At 70.7% G+C, this 16,966-nt stretch carries 12 protein-coding genes; 4 read left to right on the forward strand and 8 right to left on the reverse strand.

The genetic code is table 11. The features are described 5' to 3' along the window. Nucleotides 1–26: 26 nt before the first annotated feature. Nucleotides 27–1,847 carry an NAD+ synthase gene (locus tag Manayef4_RS12765; RefSeq protein ID WP_070131739.1) on the reverse strand — a complete coding sequence of 607 codons (1,821 nt, stop codon included), beginning with the start codon at nucleotides 1,845–1,847 and terminating at the stop codon, nucleotides 27–29. A 187-nt stretch (nucleotides 1,848–2,034) separates the two neighbouring features. On the opposite strand from Manayef4_RS12765, the gene Manayef4_RS12770 reads away from it, so the two are divergent. Beyond that, the gene (locus tag Manayef4_RS12770) at nucleotides 2,035–3,393 is read left to right on the forward strand and encodes a glutamine synthetase family protein (protein WP_011437530.1); all 1,359 of its coding nucleotides are present in this window, start codon (nucleotides 2,035–2,037) and stop codon (nucleotides 3,391–3,393) included. Beyond that, the gene (locus tag Manayef4_RS12775; RefSeq protein WP_070131740.1) at nucleotides 3,390–6,593 is read left to right on the forward strand and encodes a bifunctional [glutamine synthetase] adenylyltransferase/[glutamine synthetase]-adenylyl-L-tyrosine phosphorylase; all 3,204 of its coding nucleotides are present in this window, start codon (nucleotides 3,390–3,392) and stop codon (nucleotides 6,591–6,593) included. Before Manayef4_RS12770 ends, Manayef4_RS12775 begins: the two co-directional genes overlap by 4 nt. Nucleotides 6,594–6,700: 107 nt before the next feature. Here the strand turns inward: Manayef4_RS12775 and glnII are convergent, their stop codons facing one another. Further along, entirely contained in the window at nucleotides 6,701–7,762 is a 1,062-nt protein-coding gene (glnII, locus tag Manayef4_RS12780) for a glutamine synthetase GlnII (RefSeq protein WP_070131741.1), read from the reverse strand. 728 nt (nucleotides 7,763–8,490) lie between these two features. Next, entirely contained in the window at nucleotides 8,491–9,915 is a 1,425-nt protein-coding gene (gene glnA / locus Manayef4_RS12785; protein WP_070131742.1) for a type I glutamate--ammonia ligase, read from the reverse strand. Between the two features lie 182 nt (nucleotides 9,916–10,097). Here glnA and Manayef4_RS12790 point away from each other — a divergent pair, with 182 nt between their 5' ends. Further along, nucleotides 10,098–10,577, forward strand: coding sequence for an RDD family protein (locus Manayef4_RS12790; RefSeq protein WP_082456814.1), 480 nt, complete (start codon nucleotides 10,098–10,100; stop codon nucleotides 10,575–10,577). Between the two features lie 75 nt (nucleotides 10,578–10,652). On the opposite strand, the gene Manayef4_RS12795 is transcribed toward Manayef4_RS12790, so the two are convergent. From Manayef4_RS12795 to Manayef4_RS12810, 4 genes are all read right to left on the reverse strand, one after another. Beyond that, on the reverse strand, nucleotides 10,653–11,519 hold the full coding sequence (locus tag Manayef4_RS12795) for a DUF4191 domain-containing protein (RefSeq protein WP_011437525.1): 867 nt from the start codon (nucleotides 11,517–11,519) through the stop codon (nucleotides 10,653–10,655). A 102-nt stretch (nucleotides 11,520–11,621) separates the two neighbouring features. After that, the gene (locus Manayef4_RS12800; RefSeq protein ID WP_023841806.1) at nucleotides 11,622–11,879 is read right to left on the reverse strand and encodes a hypothetical protein; all 258 of its coding nucleotides are present in this window, start codon (nucleotides 11,877–11,879) and stop codon (nucleotides 11,622–11,624) included. Nucleotides 11,880–11,996: 117 nt separating this feature from the next. After that, nucleotides 11,997–12,998 carry a lipoyl synthase gene (gene lipA / locus Manayef4_RS12805; RefSeq protein WP_011437523.1) on the reverse strand — a complete coding sequence of 334 codons (1,002 nt, stop codon included), beginning with the start codon at nucleotides 12,996–12,998 and terminating at the stop codon, nucleotides 11,997–11,999. A 158-nt stretch (nucleotides 12,999–13,156) separates the two neighbouring features. Then, nucleotides 13,157–13,921 (reverse strand): peptidase E, encoded by a 765-nt coding sequence (locus Manayef4_RS12810; RefSeq protein ID WP_254665625.1) that lies wholly within the window; start codon nucleotides 13,919–13,921, stop codon nucleotides 13,157–13,159. 105 nt (nucleotides 13,922–14,026) lie between these two features. On the opposite strand from Manayef4_RS12810, the gene Manayef4_RS12815 reads away from it, so the two are divergent. Next, on the forward strand, nucleotides 14,027–15,835 hold the full coding sequence (locus Manayef4_RS12815) for a protein kinase (RefSeq protein ID WP_254665626.1): 1,809 nt from the start codon (nucleotides 14,027–14,029) through the stop codon (nucleotides 15,833–15,835). 27 nt (nucleotides 15,836–15,862) lie between these two features. Here the strand turns inward: Manayef4_RS12815 and sucB are convergent. Further along, nucleotides 15,863–16,966, reverse strand: a 1,104-nt coding sequence (sucB, locus tag Manayef4_RS12820; protein WP_070131743.1) for a 2-oxoglutarate dehydrogenase, E2 component, dihydrolipoamide succinyltransferase, incomplete at its 5' end; no start/stop codon positions are given.

The following is a 16,966-nucleotide window of genomic DNA, read 5'->3' on the forward strand; positions in this document are numbered from 1 at the left end:
CGGCTGGCCCCGGCCCGCGCGGCTGGTCAGGCCGGCGGGTTCTCGCGCCAGCGGGAGGTGATCGGCAGTCGGCGGTCGCGGCCGAACGCCTTGGAGGTCACCTTCGGCCCGGGCGGGTTCTGGCGGCGCTTGTACTCGGCGAGGTCGACGAGCCGGATCACCTTGTCCACCACGGCCGGATCGTGCCCGGCCGCGATCAGCTCGGCCCGGCCCCGGTCGTGGCTGACGTAGTCGTCCAGGACGGGATCGAGGATGCCGTAGTCGGGCAGCCGGTCGGAGTCGAGCTGACCCGGGGCGAGCTCGGCGGACGGCGCCTTGACGATGATCTCCTCGGGAATGGGTGGCACCTCGCCACGCTTCTCCGCGGCGGCGTTGCGCCAGCGCGCCAGCCCCCAGACGCGGGTCTTCGAGACGTCCTTGATGGGGGCGTAGCCGCCGGCGCTGTCTCCGTAGAGGGTGGAGAACCCCGTTGCCAGCTCGCTTTTGTTGCCGGTGGTGAGGATCAGGTGCCCATGCTGGTTCGACAACGCCATGAGCAGCGTTCCGCGTACCCGGGCCTGCAGGTTCTCGTCCGCGAGGCCGTGYAACCCGCCGAGGGCGGCGGCGGCGGCGCGGAACGCGGCGGCGATCGGCTCGATGGGCACCACGGCGTGCCGCGTGCCCTGGCGGCGGGCGAGTTCGGCGGCGTCGGTCACCGAATGCCCCGACGAGTAGCCCGAGGGCAGGGCGACAGTGTGGACGGCGTCGGCGCCGATCGCGTCGACCGCGATGGTCGCGACGAGCGCGGAGTCGATACCGCCGGACAGCCCGAGCGCCACCGAGGAGAAGCCGTTCTTACGGATGTAGTCGCGGGTGGCGGTGACCAGCGCGGTGTACAGCTCCCCGGCGGGCTCGGGGCGGTCGGCGACGACCGGCGGCAGGGGGGCGAACGGTGCCAGCGGCTCGGCGGCCAGTACCGTGCGCGTCACCGTCATCGTCGTGCCGTCCTCGGCGTCAACGGCCCCGGCGTCAACGGCCCCGGCGTCAACGGCCCCGGACACCGCCCGCGCCGGGCCGGAACCGGCCGCGGGCAGGTCCAGGTCGGTGATCAGCAGCGCCTCGCTGAAGACCGGCGCCCGCGCGACGAGTTCCCCCGCGGCGTCGACGACGAGGGAGTCCCCGTCGAAGACCAGCTCGTCCTGCCCGCCGACAAGGTTGACGTAGGCCAGGGCGGCCGCGGCCTCCCGGGCGCGCCCGGCACACAGGGCGTCGCGCTGGAAGGACTTCCCCTGCTCGTAAGGGGAGCCGTTGATGCACAGGACGAGGCCGACCCCGGACCGGCGGGCCACGGTGATCGGCCCGCCCTGCTGCCACAGGTCCTCGCAGATCGTCAGGCCCACGTCGATCCCGTGCAGCCGCAGCACCGGAAAGGCCATGCCGGGCACGAAGTAGCGGAACTCGTCGAAGACGCCGTAGTTCGGCAGGTGATGCTTGGCGTAACGTGCGACGACCTCGCCGCCCCAGAGCACCGCGGCGGCGTTCTGCGGTTCACCGGCCGGGCGTCCCACATTCGGCGCGGGTTGCGCGGATGCGTCGAGGTAGCCGACGACGACGGCGATCTCGCCACACCCCTCCTCGGCCAGCCGGCGGGCCAGAGCTACCAGCGCCCGCTGGCTCGCGGCGACGAAGKAGCGGCGCAGGACGAGGTCCTCCGGCGGATAGCCGGTCAACGTGAGTTCACCGAAGGCGATCAGATGAGCGCCGTCGGCGACGGCCCGTTTCGTCCAGGTGCTGACCAGGTCGGCGTTACCGGCGAGGTCCCCGACGGTCGTGTCCACCTGGGCGAGGGCGATCCGCAGCTGGGCCATGGTTGCAGCGTAGGTGGTCGCGGCGTGGGCCGTTAGGTCCCGTGTCGGGAGGGTAGGTAACACGCCGTTGGCGGACGGGTTGCTACCAGGCAACATCACGGCGATGAACGGATGTAGTCGCTAGGGTCGGGATAAGCACATCGGGTGGCCCGTATCGTCGAGTCCACATCCTCAGCGCGGAGGCACTATGGACAAACAGCAGGAGTTCGTTCTCCGGACTCTGGAGGAGCGGGACATCCGCTTCGTTCGGCTCTGGTTCACCGACGTACTCGGGTACCTGAAGTCGGTGGAGATCGCCCCCGCGGAGCTGGAGGGGGCGCTGGCGGAGGGTATCGGTTTCGACGGATCCGCCATTGAGGGCTTTGCGCGGGTACACGAGGCCGACATGCTGGCCCGGCCCGACCCCTCCACCTTCCAGGTGCTTCCCTGGCGCGGTGAACATCCGCTTACGGCCCGGATGTTCTGYGACCTCGTGATGCCGGACGGCACGCCCGCCGCCGCCGACTCGCGCTGGGTGCTGCGGAGCGCGCTGGCCAGGGCGGCCGACGCGGGGTTCACGTTCTACACCCATCCGGAGATCGAGTTCTTCCTGCTCAGGGAGCCGCCGAAGCGGGGTGGCCCGGTGCCCCCGCCGGTGGACGAATCAGGCTACTTCGACCTGACCCCCAATGACATCAGCCATGATTTCCGGCAACAGGCCATCAGCATGCTCGAACGGCTGGGCATCTCGGTGGAGTTCAGCCACCACGAGGTGGCCCCCGGCCAGCAGGAGATCGATCTTCGCTACGCCGACGCCCTCACCATCGCCGACAACATCATGACCTTCCGCCAGGTGGTCAGGGAGGTGGCGTTGCGGCAGGGTATTTACGCCACCTTCATGCCCAAGCCGTTCGGTAACCAGGCCGGGTCGGGGATGCACACCCATCTGAGCCTTTTCGAGGGCGACCGTAACGCCTTTCACGACCCGACCGACGACTATCAGCTGTCCAAGGTGGCGAAGGCCTTCATCGCCGGGCTCCTCGCRCACGCCGCCGAAATCACCGCGGTGACCAACCAGTGGGTGAACTCCTACAAGCGGCTCATCGGCGACCAGCGGGTCGGCGAGGTGCTGGAGGCGCCGGCCTATGTGTGCTGGGGCCACAACAACCGTTCGGCGCTCGTGCGGGTTCCGCTCTACAAGCTCCACAAATCCAACGCCACCCGGGTGGAGTTCCGGCTGCCGGACAGCGCGTGCAACCCGTATCTCACCTTCGCCCTGGTGCTGGCAGCCGGCCTGCGGGGTGTCCAGGGCGGTTATGAGCTGCCACCGGCTTCGGCGGACGATGTCTGGACGCTCACCGACACGCAGCGCCGTGAGCGCGGGATCACCGCCCTGCCCGGCTCGCTCGCCGAGGCGGTCAAGGTGATGGAGCATTCCGCGCTTGTGCGGGAGACCCTCGGCGACGAGTTGTTCGACTTCTTCCTGCGGAACAAGCGGGCCGAGTGGCTGGAATACCGTCGGCAGGTGACCCCGTTCGAGATCGACCGGTACCTGCCGGTGCTATGACCGGGCGGACCGGCACCCGGCCCCCCACGGTCGGGCCGGGACCAGTCGGGGCGGGATCGGTCCCGGCCCATCCGCGGGGGAGTTCGGTCGCCGCGCAGCTCGCGCGGCTCGGCTTCACCGACGTCGACCGGGTCGAGACGACGATGCGCCGCCTCGGCCTGCTCACTCCGGCCGTCCAGCCGCCCACCGCCGGCAGGGATGTCCTGCCCGGTCCCGCCACCGTGGGAATCGTGCGCGAGGAACGGCTCGAGGCCAATGTCGTGGCCGGCTCGCTGGCGGCCGCGGCCGATCCGGACCGGGCTCTCGCCGCGCTGGACCGGCTCGTGGACGCCCTCGGCCCGGCCGGGGGCGCGGCCCTCGTCGGCGCGCTGGCCCGCCACGAGGGGCTGCGGGACCGGCTCGCCGCCGTGCTCGGCGCGAGCATCGCGCTTGGCGATCATCTTGCCCGCCATCCGGCGGACTGGCGCATCCTGGAAGCCGACGAGGTGGTCACCACCCCGCCGGATGCGGCGAGCGTGCGGGCGGGTCTGCTGCGCGCGGTCGGCGCGGATCAGGACGATCCGGCGCCCCGGGCGGCGGGCGACGGTCCCCAGATCCTCGACGCCCTGCGGATCGCGTACCGCAGGGCGCTGCTGGTCCTCGCGGCGCGGGACCTGACCGGCGCGGTGCCACTCGACGAGGCCACGGCCGAACTCGCCGATCTGGCAGGATTCGCGCTGGACGCGGCGCTGGCGGTCGCCCGTGCCGGGCTCGACCCGCGGCTGCCCCCGGTCCGGCTCGCCGTGATCGGCATGGGCAAGTGCGGCGGACGGGAACTGAACTACGTCAGCGACGTCGATGTTGWGTTCGTCGCCGAGCCGACGRCACCGCGCGATGYGGCGAACGGTACGGCGAACGGGGGGAAGAGCGGGGCGGAACCGGCCGGGCCGGCGGTACTGACGGCGGYGACGCGGCTGGCGGAGGGGCTGGTCCGGGCCGCCGGCACCGTCACCGCTGCCGGTGCGCTGTTCCAGGTTGATGTGGGGCTTCGCCCGGAGGGCCGGGACGGTGCCCTGGTCCGCACGCTCGCCAGCCACCACGCCTACTACCGTCGCTGGGCCCGGACCTGGGAGTTCCAGGCGTTACTCAAGGCCCGCCCGATCGCGGGAGACCTGGCGTTGGGCGCCGAGTTCTGCGCGATGGTCGCGCCCATGGTGTGGACGGCGGCCTCCCGTCCCGGCTTCGTGGCCGACGTGCGGGCGATGCGGCGCAGGGTGGAGTCGACACTGTCCCGCGCGGAGGCGGAGCGCAATCTCAAGCTGGGCCCGGGCGGCCTGCGCGACGTCGAGTTCGCCGTCCAGCTGCTGCAACTCGTCCACGGCCGGGTGGATGCCAAGCTGCGGGTCGCCTCCACCCTGGGCGCCATCGACGGTCTGGCCCGCGGCGGCTACGTCGGTCGGCGCGACGCGGCCGGGCTCGCCGACGCCTACCGTTTTCTCCGTAACGCCGAGCACCGCCTTCAGCTGCAACGGCTGCGCCGGGTGCACACGCTGCCCCGGGATTCCACCGAGCTGCGCTGGCTGGCCCGGTCGATGGGGTTGCGCACGGCGGAGGCGTTCGAGGAGGCCCACGCTCGGGTGGTCCGATCCGTCCGATCGCTGCACGAGAAGCTCTTCTACCAGCCGTTGCTGGAGGCGGTCGCCCGCCTGTCGACGGAGGAGATCCGCCTCACCCCCCAGGAGGCGGCCGACCGGCTGGCCGCGCTCGGCTTCGCCGCGCCGGACCGGTCGTTGCGCCATATCGAGGCGCTGACCAGCGGGGTGAGCCGGACGGCCGCGATCCAACGCCACCTGTTGCCGACGATGCTGCCCACCTTCGCCGACGCCCCCGATCCCGACGCCGGGCTGCTGGCCTATCGGCGGGTCAGCGAGGCACTCGGGCGTACCCCGTGGTATATGCGGCTGCTGCGGGACTCTGCCGGCGCCGCGTACCGGCTCGCCCGGGTGCTCGCGACCAGCCGGTACGTGGCGGACCTGATGGCCCGTGCGCCGGAGTCGGTGCGGCTGCTGCGCACCGAGGACGATCTCGTCCCGGTGCCGCGGGAGGCACTGGTCCGGACCATGGTGGCGATCGCCCACCGCAACCCCGACTGGGAGGAGGCCGTCGGGCGGGCCCGGGCGGTGCGCCGCGTCGAACTGGTCCGGGTCGCCTGCGCGGACCTGCTCGGCCTGCAGGACGTCGCAGCCGTGGGCCGGGCGCTGGCGGACGCCGCGGCCGCCACCATTGCCGCGTCCCTGCTCGTCGCCGAGCGCAGGGTCGCCGGAGGTGACCCGGAGTCGTTGCCGGCGCGGATCTCGATGATCGCGATGGGCCGGCTCGGCGGCGCGGAGATGTCCTACGGCAGCGACGCCGACGTGCTGTTCGTGCACGAGGCCAGGCCAGGAGCGTCGGCGGACCGGGCGAGCAGGGCCGTCGCCGAGGTGGTCGGTGAGCTGCACCGGCTGCTGGCCGTTCCCGGACCCGATCCGGCGCTGCGCCTGGACACGGCGCTGCGTCCGGAGGGGCGCAGCGGCCCGGCCTCGCGCACGCTGGAGGCGTACGCGGCCTACTACCAACGGTGGTCGCAGGAGTGGGAGTCGCAGGCGCTGCTGCGGGCGGAGCCCCTGGCCGGTGATCCCGGGCTCGCCTACCGGTTCTGCCGGCTGGCGGACATGGTGCGTTACCCGACCACGCTTCCCGCGGGCGCCCTGGACGAGATCATCCGCCTGCGCGGGCGGATGGAGCGGGAACGGATCCCACGGGGAGTCGATCGTACGCTGCACCTGAAGTTCGGCCCCGGGGGGCTGACCGACGTGGAATGGGCGGTGCAGATCCTCCAGTTGCGCCACGGCCGGCAGATTCCCACGCTGCGCACGACGTCGACGCTCGAAGGCCTGGGGGCCGCGGTCGTCGCCGGTCTGCTCGACGCGAGCGAGGCGGAGATCCTGCGCGCGGCCTGGATGTCCGCCTCCCGCATCCGCAACGCGAGCACGCTGGCCGGCTGGCCGCGTCCGGACGTCGTCCCCGACCGCCCGCCCGGTCTGGAGGCGATGGCGAGCGCGGCGGGATACCCCTCCGACCGGGCCGGCGAGCTCGTCGCCGAGCACCGCCGGTCGGCGGCGCTGGCCCGCGCCGTCGTCGAGGAGGTGTTCGCGCGCGAGCGGACCGCGGATTTCGGCTAGTACGTCCGGTGGTGCCGGAACCGCGCCACCGTAAGACCGGGCGGCAGGCGGTCGTGTCGTCGGGAGCACCGCCACGGCCGCCTGTACTCCGGGATGGTGACCGTTCGTCAGACGGTCGCCTCGGCCGGGGTCGGGGTGGTCTGGGACGGCACGAACAGCGTCGGCTTGTCGCCGRCCAAGGCGCTGCAGCAGGTGTCGATCATGAGCGCGGAGACCAGGTACGGGTCCATGTTCGCGTTCGGGCGGCGGTCTTCCAGCCAGCCCTTCTTGGCCTTCTCGACAGCCCACGGAATGCGGATCGACGCGCCGCGGTCGGAGGCGCCCCAGGAGAACTTGTTCCACGGAGCTGTCTCGTGCTTACCGGTCAGCCGGTCCTGGATGCCGTGACCGTAGTGGGTCACGTGCTCCAGCACCCGGGTGCCGAGCGCCTCGCAGCAGGCGACGATGGCGTCCCAGCCCTCCATCGTCTGCCTGGTGGAGAAGTTGGTGTGCGCGCCGGCGCCGTTCCAGTCGCCCGGGATCGGCTTGGCGGCGAACGACACCTCGACGCCGTAGTCCTCGGCGATCCGGTGGAGCAGCCAGCGGCCCAACCAGATCTGGTCGCCGATCGCCGGGGCGGGGAGCACGCCGATCTGGAACTCCCACTGGCCCATCATGACCTCGGCGTTGGTGCCCTCGATGGCGAGACCGGCGTCGAGGCAGGCCTGCGCGTGCCTCTCGACGATCTGGCGGCCGGGCATCTTCGAGCCGCCGACGCCACAGTAGTACGGTCCCTGCGGCGCGGGGTAGCCGACCTCCGGCCAGCCGTAGGGACGGCCGTCCTTGAAGAAGGTGTACTCCTGCTCGATGCCGAACATCGGCGTCATGTCGGCGTACTTCTCGGCGACGGTCCGGGCGGCGGCCCGGGTGTTCGTCGGGTGCGGCGTGAAGTCGGTCAGCTCGACCTMGCAGAGCACCAGGAGGTTGTCGCCACCCCGCAGCGGGTCGGGCGTGACGAAGACGGGCCGCAGCACGCAGTCCGAGTTCGATCCGGGCGCCTGGTTGGTGCTCGAGCCRTCGAAGCCCCAGATCTCCGGTTCCTTACCGTCCCTGATGATGCGGGTCTTGCTGCGCATCAGCGGCTCGGGCTCGGTGCCGTCGATCCAGATGTACTCGGCCTGATAACTCACTCATACTCCCCGTGGTTGATCCTGCACGTTACGGAGCGACTTCGTGATCGGCCTGGCCAGCCGACCCAGGCCGCGAATGACGGGAGGGTTCGACCGGAGCCTTGTCGTGCCCAGTTACCTTCCTGTTCCGCGATTGTTAATTTTTGGTCTCTGCTATGTCACGAAAGGCTGGCTCTGGGCGATCGGGGCCGGCTGCCGTCCGGGATTTTCGGGGTCCCCGACTCCGCTTTTGTGTCGTGGTGTCCCGGCGGGCGGCGGAGGGAGATGGCCGGTATTCTGGACCGCGCCGTTCCGCATATACGTGAGGCCCGCCTCCGACGTCGTCGAAGTAGGGCCTCGGGGAATTGGTATACTAATTTTCAATGTGGGTTCGGGGTTTCGCCTGGTATCCCGGGAAAGGGTCCGGGCATCTCCTGTTCGCGATCTTTCCGGCGCTCGCCGGCGCTTGGTGGACAGCGGCGGACCTTCGGCCGGTCTCCGCCCGGAGGTGGCGGCGGGACCTGGTTTCCGCACGCGTCCCCGGCTCGAAGAGGCCTTCTGGCGCCGCGGCGAAGGCCCAGACGAACCGCAGGGGTCAATCAGGGCTCCCCGCCTCAAGAGCGTGACCGACCCCCGCGGTTCACCGGTGCCGCACCTGTCCGGGACCCGGTCGCGGTCACCGCCTCGGTGCCCGCCGGATCGCCCGAGGCCCGGCGATGGGTCAATGGCCGGAACCTTACGGCTGGGCGTCAGATGTCGTAGTAGAGGGTGAACTCGTATGGATGCGGCCGCAGGCGGATGGCGTCGACCTCGTTGACCCGCTTGTAGTCCAGCCAGGTCTCGATCAGATCCGCGGTGAAGACGTCGCCCTCCCGCAGGAACTCGTTGTCCGCCTCCAGCGCATCGAGCACCTTCTCCAGCGAACCCGGGACCTGGGGAACCGCGGCCAACTCGTCCGGCGGGAGGTCGTAGAGATCCTTGTCGATCGGGTCCGGCGGATCAATCTTGTTCCGCACGCCGTCGAGTCCCGCCATCAGAATCGCGGCGAAGGCGAGATACGGGTTGCAGCTCGGATCCGGCACGCGGAACTCGACCCGCTTGGCCTTCGGCGAGTCACCGCTGAGCGGGATGCGGCAGCACGCTGACCGGTTGCGGGCCGAGTAGACCAGGTTGACGGGTGCCTCGTAGCCGGGCACGAGCCGACGGTAGGAGTTCGTGGTGGGGTTGGTGAAGGCYAGCAGCGCCGGGGCGTGGTGCAGCAGCCCCCCGATGTAGTAGCGGGCGGTGTCCGAGAGACCGCCGTACCCGTTCGGGCTGTAGAAGAGTGGCTCCCCGTCCTTCCACAGGCTGGAGTGGACGTGCATACCGGATCCGTTGTCCTCGAACAGCGGCTTCGGCATGAAGGTGACGGTCTTGCCGCGGCCGCGGGCGACGTTGCGGATGACGTACTTGTAGAGCATCAGGTTGTCGGCGGTCTTCAGGAGCGTGTCGTACCTGATGTCGATCTCCGCCTGGCCCGCGGTGCCGACCTCGTGGTGCTGCATCTCGACGGTGATACCCGTCTCGTAGAGCACCCGGGTCATCTCGGAACGCAGGTCGGTGAAGTGGTCCGTGGGCGRCACCGGGAAGTAGCCGCCCTTGAACCTCGGCTTGTACCCGAGGTTTCCGCCCTCTTCCTTCCGGGCGGTGTTCCAGGCGGCCTCGACCGAGTCGACCTGGTGCATCGACCCGTAGGGGTTGTAGTCATAACGGACATCGTCGAAGATGTAGAACTCCGCCTCCGGACCGAAATACGCGGTGTCCGYGACGCCGGTGCCCCGGAGATAGGCCTCCGCCTTCTTGGCGATGTTGCGCGGGTCCCGGGAGTACTGTTCCTTGGTGATCGGGTCATGGATGAAGAACGTCATGGCGAGGGTCTTGTGCTCGCGGAAGGGGTCCACGAAAGCGGTGTGCGGGTCCGGTAGCAGCAGCATGTCGGACTCGTGGATGGCCTGGAAGCCGCGGATCGACGAGCCGTCGAACATCAGGCCTTCGGTGAACACCGACTCCGCGAAGACCTGGGTCGGGATGGTGAAGTGCTGCATGATCCCGGGAAGATCGCAGAACCTGACATCGATGAACTGRACGTCTTCGTCCCGGATATAGCGAAGCACGTCTTCTGCTTTTGTGAACATTCGTCCTCCAGCATCGCGTCACGCTTCTTAGGCCCACAGGTTACGCCATGTTGGCGTGTCTCCGGTCACCAGGTCATCGGTGTACGACATCACGGGATGGTTTCCGTAGCGTTACCGAAACCCACTTCATCACTCAACGTGATGAGTTGGGTGCATGTTGCGGTGCCACATAAGCTTGCGTCGTGGGACGAGCACTTGGAGGCTGGCTTGACGGGCCAGGTCTGCCACGGGACACCCCGCCCGGGGTACGCCTCGGGTTGCCGCGGGACGGCCGAGGATCCGTGGTCGGGTTCGGCCCGCGTCTGCTGGCCTACCTCGTGGACGCGGTCGTCGCGAACCTGATCGTCGGCGTGCTGTACATCGTCGGACTGAGCTACGCCGCAGACGCGCGTGGCCTCGCGATCTACGCGCTCTTCCTGCTCGAGGAGCTGATCCTCGTCGGTACGGCCGGTCAGACGATCGGCATGCGGCTGGCCGGCATCCGCGTGATCCGGCTGCGTGACTGCGGTCGGCAGTCCTGGCCGTGGATCGTCGTGCGTACCGTTCTGCTGGGCCTGTTCATCCCGGTGTTCATCTGGGACCGTGACCTACGCGGCCTTCACGATCGCGCCGCCGGGACCGTGGTGGTGCGCGACCCCGAGAAGCCCGGCCCCGAGAAGTAGCGCGGATCCCCTCCACTTCGGGGCTTCGGGGTGGGCCACCGTGGGCCGCACAGCGGACCACGCCTGGCGGCGGCGCTATCGGATGCGGCCGCCGCGCGGGATGTTGCGGGGGATCGGTCCCTTCGGGATCGGCAGCGCCGCGCCGCCCATCGCCCGCAGGCGACGGTCAAGGGCATCGACCTCGCTGCGGCGCAGGGTGCGCCGCAGCCGCATCAGGGTGCTCTGCAGCTTGGGTAGGGGAGTCTCCCCCTCACTGGTACCGATGATGATGTCGGTCACCGGCGTGTCGCCGACCGCCTTGCGGATCCGGCGCTTCTCGGCGGCGAGCAGTTCCCGCGGGCCACGCCCGTGACCCTCCGCGATGATCACGACCCCGGCCCGGCAGACGACACGGTGCACCACATCCTGATGCCGGTTGACGCCGACGGCGGGGGTGAGGCGCCACTCTCCCCGCATCCGTTCGATCACTCCGGCGGCGGCGCCCGGTTTGCCTTCCATCTCGGCGTAGGCGGTCCGCTGCACCCGCCGGCTGAACAGGTTCAGGGAGACGACCACCCCGAGCAGAAGGGCGATCGGAATCCACAGGTACAGCGGACCGACGAAGATTGCGGGCACAATGCCGACGGCGACCGGAGCGAGGAAGCCCGCCAGGGTGATCCAGAGCGCCCGGGGATCGCGTTGCCGGGTGACCTTGTAGATCATCCGGAGTTGGGCGACCCGAGTGGTGAATCCCTTTCCCGGTCCCGCCTCGCCGCTGCGGCCGTTCCGACCGGCCGCGCCACCCTTGCCGGCCGCACCGGGGGTCTTCCCCGCGGCGCCAGGATTGGTGCCGCGTCTGCCAGCCGCGCCGTTCTTGTCGGCTGCGCCCGCCGACTGGTCCTTCCCCGCCGCCCCAGGGGCCGCCGGCCCCGGGGCGTCCGTCGGCTTCTTCTTCAGTGCCATGACCGCGAGCCTACGGCCTCCTGGCCAGCGGCATGCTCGTCCCGCGCCCGCTGATCGCCGTTGGCCGGCGGGAAGTCCGGCGGATCTGACTGTCGGGCGTGATCAGGGCGTGACGCGGATCAGGGCTGGGCGGCGACCGCGCGCGGACGCGGGGCGGCGGCCCGGGGTGGTGACTCGGGGTGGCGCGGGCGTGACCGACGTGACCGAAAGCGGCACGGTGGTATCCATCCATCGATAGCCGGTCGTCACGTGCAGATCGGTGGCCGCCCGCCAGGCGTTACGACGCGCGGTCTTCTGACCTCCGTGCGGCAGCAGCAGCAGGGTCACTTCTTCGAGAACGCTGAGCAGTGAACGGAGCACGATGGGAACGACCTCCCGGCACGGTCGTGGGCACACACCTCGATGATGGGCGAAGAGGATGACCCCCATGTAACGATGGGGTAACGCTAAGCTAATTCTAGCCGCTTCGAGGARTGGTCACCACGGACTCGGCCGTTGCCCGTGAGAGTTCTCCGACACACTTTCCGGGGGAACGGACATTTCGCTGCGGTCCTGGTCACGTGCCGTCATCGCTTGCTGGTAGAGGCGGCTGGCCCGGTAGGAAGACCGGACGAGCGGACCGGACATCACCCCGGAGAACCCGAGCTCCGCGCCGACACGTCCCCAGTCGAGGAACTCCTCCGGCCGCACCCACCGCTCGACCGGATGGTGCCGCGGCGTCGGGCGCAGGTACTGGGTCACGGTGAGCAGCTCACACCCCGCCGACCGCAGATCCCGCAGGGCCGTGTGGATCTCCTCCGCCGTCTCACCCAGACCCAGGATGAGGTTCGACTTCGTGACCAGCCCGGCCTGGCGGGCCTGGCGCAGCACGTCGAGTGAGCGCTCGTACCGGAACGCCGGCCGGATCCGCCTGAAGATCCGGGGTACGGTTTCGAGGTTGTGGGCGAGTACCTCGGGCGCCGCCTCGAACACCTCGCCCAACTGGTCGGGCCGGCCGCCGAAGTCCGGGATCAGGACCTCCACGCCGGTATCGGCCGAGCGTGCGTGGATCTGGCGGACCGTCTCCGCGTACAGCCACGAGCCGCCGTCCGCGAGGTCGTCCCGAGCGACTCCGGTGACCGTCGCGTACCGCAGGCCCATGGTGGCGACGGACTCCGCCACCCGGCGCGGCTCGTCATGGTCGAGCGGGGCAGGCCGCCCGGAGTCGATCTGGCAGAAGTCGCAGCGGCGGGTGCAGACCTCCCCGCCGATCAGGAAGGTCGCCTCGCGGTCCTCCCAGCATTCGTAGATGTTGGGACAGCCGGCTTCCTCGCACACCGTGTGCAGCCCGGCCGATTGGACCAGCCCCTTGACGTCCTGGTACTGCGGACCGGTGCGCAGCCGAGTCCTGATCCACGATGGCTTGCGTTCGATCGGCGTCTGCGCATTACGGGCCTCGATGCGCAGCAGCGGGCGACCCTCGGGGGCGACGGCGGTCATACCACCAGCTCCATCTGCTCAGCTTGCTCGGCGACCGGTTCGAAGGAGGGGAGGCTCCGCGGCCAAGCGGATTTTGGCGAGGAAGCGCTGTCTGTCCCATGCTTCGCGGTGGGAGGCCGCGGAAAGCCGAGAACATCCACAATCATAAGCCTGCCGGCTCAGTCGCGGGGCACCGCGGGTAGCAGGCGGGGCACCACCGCGGTCTCCACGGCGGTGCCGTCCGGACCGCGTTCGACCCGCCAGGCGTGCACCCCGGGCCGGTCGGCCACCGCCTCGACGAGATCGGTGCCGTGGAAGTGCAGACCCACTCCGTCGTCGGTCGCCCATCCGGCCGGCAGCGTGCCCTCGGCGACCAGCCGCTGGAACAGCGGCCGCCGGCTGGCCTCCGAGTCGTAGTGCGGGGTGTTGCTGAAGGGCAGCAGGCCGAKGCCGTTCGTCACCGGGCGGAGAGCCGGGCCGAAGGAGTCGGTGGTGCCGCCCACATGCCAGCACAGTGAACCGGCGGAGACTCCACCGAGCACGACCCCCGCCTCCCACGCCTCTCGGAAGATCTCACCGAGCCCGTGCACGGCCCAGACCGCGAGCAGGTTGGCGACGCTGCCCCCGCCGACCCAGACGACGTCCTGCGCCAGCAGATGGGCGCGGATGTCGGCGATGTTCGGCATCGGGAACAGCGTGAGATGGGAGAGCAGCACKTCGGGCCGGTCGCGGTTGAACGCCGCGTACCCGCGGGCGTAGGCGGCCTGGTCGTCGCCCAGGGCGGTCTGCAGCAGGCAGACCCGGGGCCGTGCGCCCGCCGCGGACAGACTGATGGCGTGATGGAGGATGGGACCGACCTTGGCTCCGTAGCGGCCGTCCGGAAGGAAGCCACCGCTGGTGGCGAGGATCTGCACGGGTTCGTCGCTCTCTGAAGGCTGTCGCATGTGACGGTCGTCGATCGCATACCCCGCGGTGGATCGTAAAAAGTTATCCACAACCGGACGAAGAGGTAGGCAGACCGGACCGGTTTGAGCCTAGCGTCGCTTCTTGTGACCTTCACCGACGATTCCGCGGACAGGCCGGCCCGGCGCGTCGGCGGCGTACCCGAGGTCCCGGGGGTGAGCATGCGTTCCCGCCTGCGGGACGCCGGCTCTGGAGAGCTCTGGTCGGGTCAGTTCGACCAGTCCGGAATCGAGTGCGTGGTGCGGCGGGTGCGGTTGGCGCCGGACCCGGTGCTGCGTTCCGCGGCGGTCATCGCGGCCCGGGCCCTCGTGGACCTGGAGCATCCCCATCTGGTGCCGGTCGTGGCGGTGTTGCCGACCGCGGAGGGCCTGGCGTTGATCACCGAGCCGGTCGTCGGCGGTGTCAGCCTCGCGCGGCTGCTCGCCGCCCGCGGGGACCTGGACCCCGGTGAGGTCGTCACGATCGGTCTGCCGATCGCGCAGGCCCTGGCCGCCGCGCACGCCGTCGGCGTCGTGCATGGCCGGCTCGAGCGTGMGGACATCCTGTTGGAGCCGAACGGTCGTCCGGTTCTGATCGGGCTCGGGGTCGCGGCGCTGGCCGACGCCGCCAGACCGGATCCGATTCCACCCGAGGCCGCGTCCGCGGACGTCCATGACCTGGCCACTCTGCTGCTCGGGGCGATGCGTGAGGCCACCGGGCCAGACGCGGCCGCGGTGGCGGTGGCGGTGGCGACCGCCATGATCGACGACCCGCGTCGGCGACCGAGCGCCCTGGAACTCGCCGCGTCGCTGGCCCGCAGCGCGACTCCGCTCCCGGTCCGCCTGGCGGGCGGCGGCGAGGTGGGCGGCGGCGAGGTGGGCGGCGGCGAGCCGGGTGGCGCGGCGCGGCGCGGTCCCTCGCCGACCGACACCCTGCCGGCGATCCCCTGGGTGGACCCGCCCGACGATCCGGCCCCGCCCGACCGGGCCATCACCGGAGCGACGGCCGTCAACGCCGCGGAGCTGCTCGACTCGTTGCCGCCACCGCCCCGACGATCGACCCGTGCGACGACCAACCCTCGGAAGGCCGCCCGCGGTGGCGGTCGGGGCTCCGGGGGCAAGGGGTCGGCCACCCCGGGTGCGGCTGCTCCGGGGCCGCGGTCACCGCGTTCCGGCGGATCCACCGGAAGCGGCCAGGGGACGCAGCGAGGTCCGCGCGGGCACACGACCGCCTCGGGCTCCCCGGGTCCCGCGAGGCCCCCGGGGGGCCTCGGCTCCCCGGGCCGGAGCACCCGGCCGACCTCCGCGCGCCGACCGCGTCGGGTGGGAGCCCGCCGCCAGCGCTTGCTGTTCCCGGTGACCGCCGGGCTGGGCCTGCTGGTGGTCGTGGCGGCCGTCGCGTTGCTGCTGGCCAGCCCGGAGAAGGACGATGCACCCGGCGCGGCCGGGACGTCCGTGCCACCAACCGGTGCAGCCTCCGCGGCCGGGCGGGGACCGACGGCGTCGCCGGTCGCCAATCAGTCGCCCGAGCAGGTCTGGCGTTCGGTACTCGCCGAGTTGAACACCGCGCGCAGCCGTGCGTTCGAGCGGGCTGACGAGAGCCTCCTGACGGAGTCTGATGCCGCGGGTAGTGAGTTGCACGCTTCGGATATCGCGCTGATGAGGCAGGTGGTCGCGAGGGGGGCGCATGCCTCGGCACTGCGCAGCGACATCCTCGATCTCAAGGTCCGGGTCGAGGAACCGGACCGCACCGTGCTGCGGGTCACCCAACGCCTGAACGCCTACGACTTCCTCGACGCCGGGGGGAAGGTGCTGGCGCATCAGGCGGCGAAGTCGCCGGAACGGCGTGACCTCACCCTGATCCGTACCGGCTCCGGTTGGCGGGTCTCGGAGAACGTCCCGGTCACGGCCGGCTGACCGGACGGTCAGCCGGCCGTGACCGGGCTACAGGCCGAGTTCGGCTTCGAAGGCTCCGTTTTCCAGCCGGTGCTTGGTGAAGGCCAGGAAGCGAGCCGCGTCGGCACCGTCGACGATGCGGTGGTCGTAGGTGAGGGACAGGTACACCGTCGAACGAACCGCGATGATCTCGCCCAGCTCCGGATCGTCGACGACGGCCGGCTTCTTCGTCACGATGCCGGTGCCGAGGATGCCCACCTGCGGCTGGTTGATGATCGGCGTGTCGAACAGGGCGCCTCGACTGCCGGTGTTCGTCAGGGTGAAGGTGCCGCCGCCGAGCTCGTCGGGCGAGATTCGGTTGGCCCRGGTGCGGCTCGCCAGGTCGTCGATCTTGCGGGCCAGCCCGATGAGGTTGAGATCGCCGGCGTTGTGGATGACGGGCACGACCAGACCACGCTCGGAGTCCACGGCGATGCCGAGGTTCTCCTCTCCGTGGTAGGTGACCGTGCCCGCCTCGACGTCGATGCTGGAGTTGAGCTGCGGGAACTCACGCAGCGCCGCACAGGTCGCCAAGGCGAAGAACGGCAGGAATGACAGCTTGATGCCCTCCCGAGCCTGGAAGCCGCTCTTCGCCCGGTCCCGCAGCCGCGCGATCCGGGTGACGTCGGCCTCCACCACGGTGGTGAGCTGCGCGCTGATCTGCAGCGACTCGACCATGCGGCGAGCGACCAACGCCCGCAGGCGGGAGAGCTTCTCGGTCTGGCCGCGGACGGGGGCAGCGCCGGTCGGCGCCACGGTCGGCGCCACGGCTGGGGCTGTCGGGGCTGTGGGGGGGGTCGCGGGAGTCTCCTGCGCCGCGGGAGCCGCGTCCCGCGGCCGCGCGGCGTCCTGGATGTCCTGCTTGGTGACGCGTCCACCCGGCCCGGTTCCCGCCACGGTTCCCAGGTCCACGCCGAGCTCGGCGGCCATCTTGCGCACCAGCGGGGTGACGTAGCGACCGATGCCGCCGCCGTTCCCGTTGGCGGCGGCCGGGGTCTGGGCCGGGACCGGGGTGAGCTCCGGCTGACGAGCGAACGCCGGTGCCGGCGCGGGCGTCGGCGCGGGTGCGGGCGTCGGCGCGGGTGCGGGCGTCGGCGCGGGTGCGGGCGTCGG

This window comes from Frankia sp. CgMI4 (genome assembly GCF_001756285.1).
Taxonomy (GTDB): domain Bacteria; phylum Actinomycetota; class Actinomycetes; order Frankiales; family Frankiaceae; genus Frankia; species Frankia casuarinae.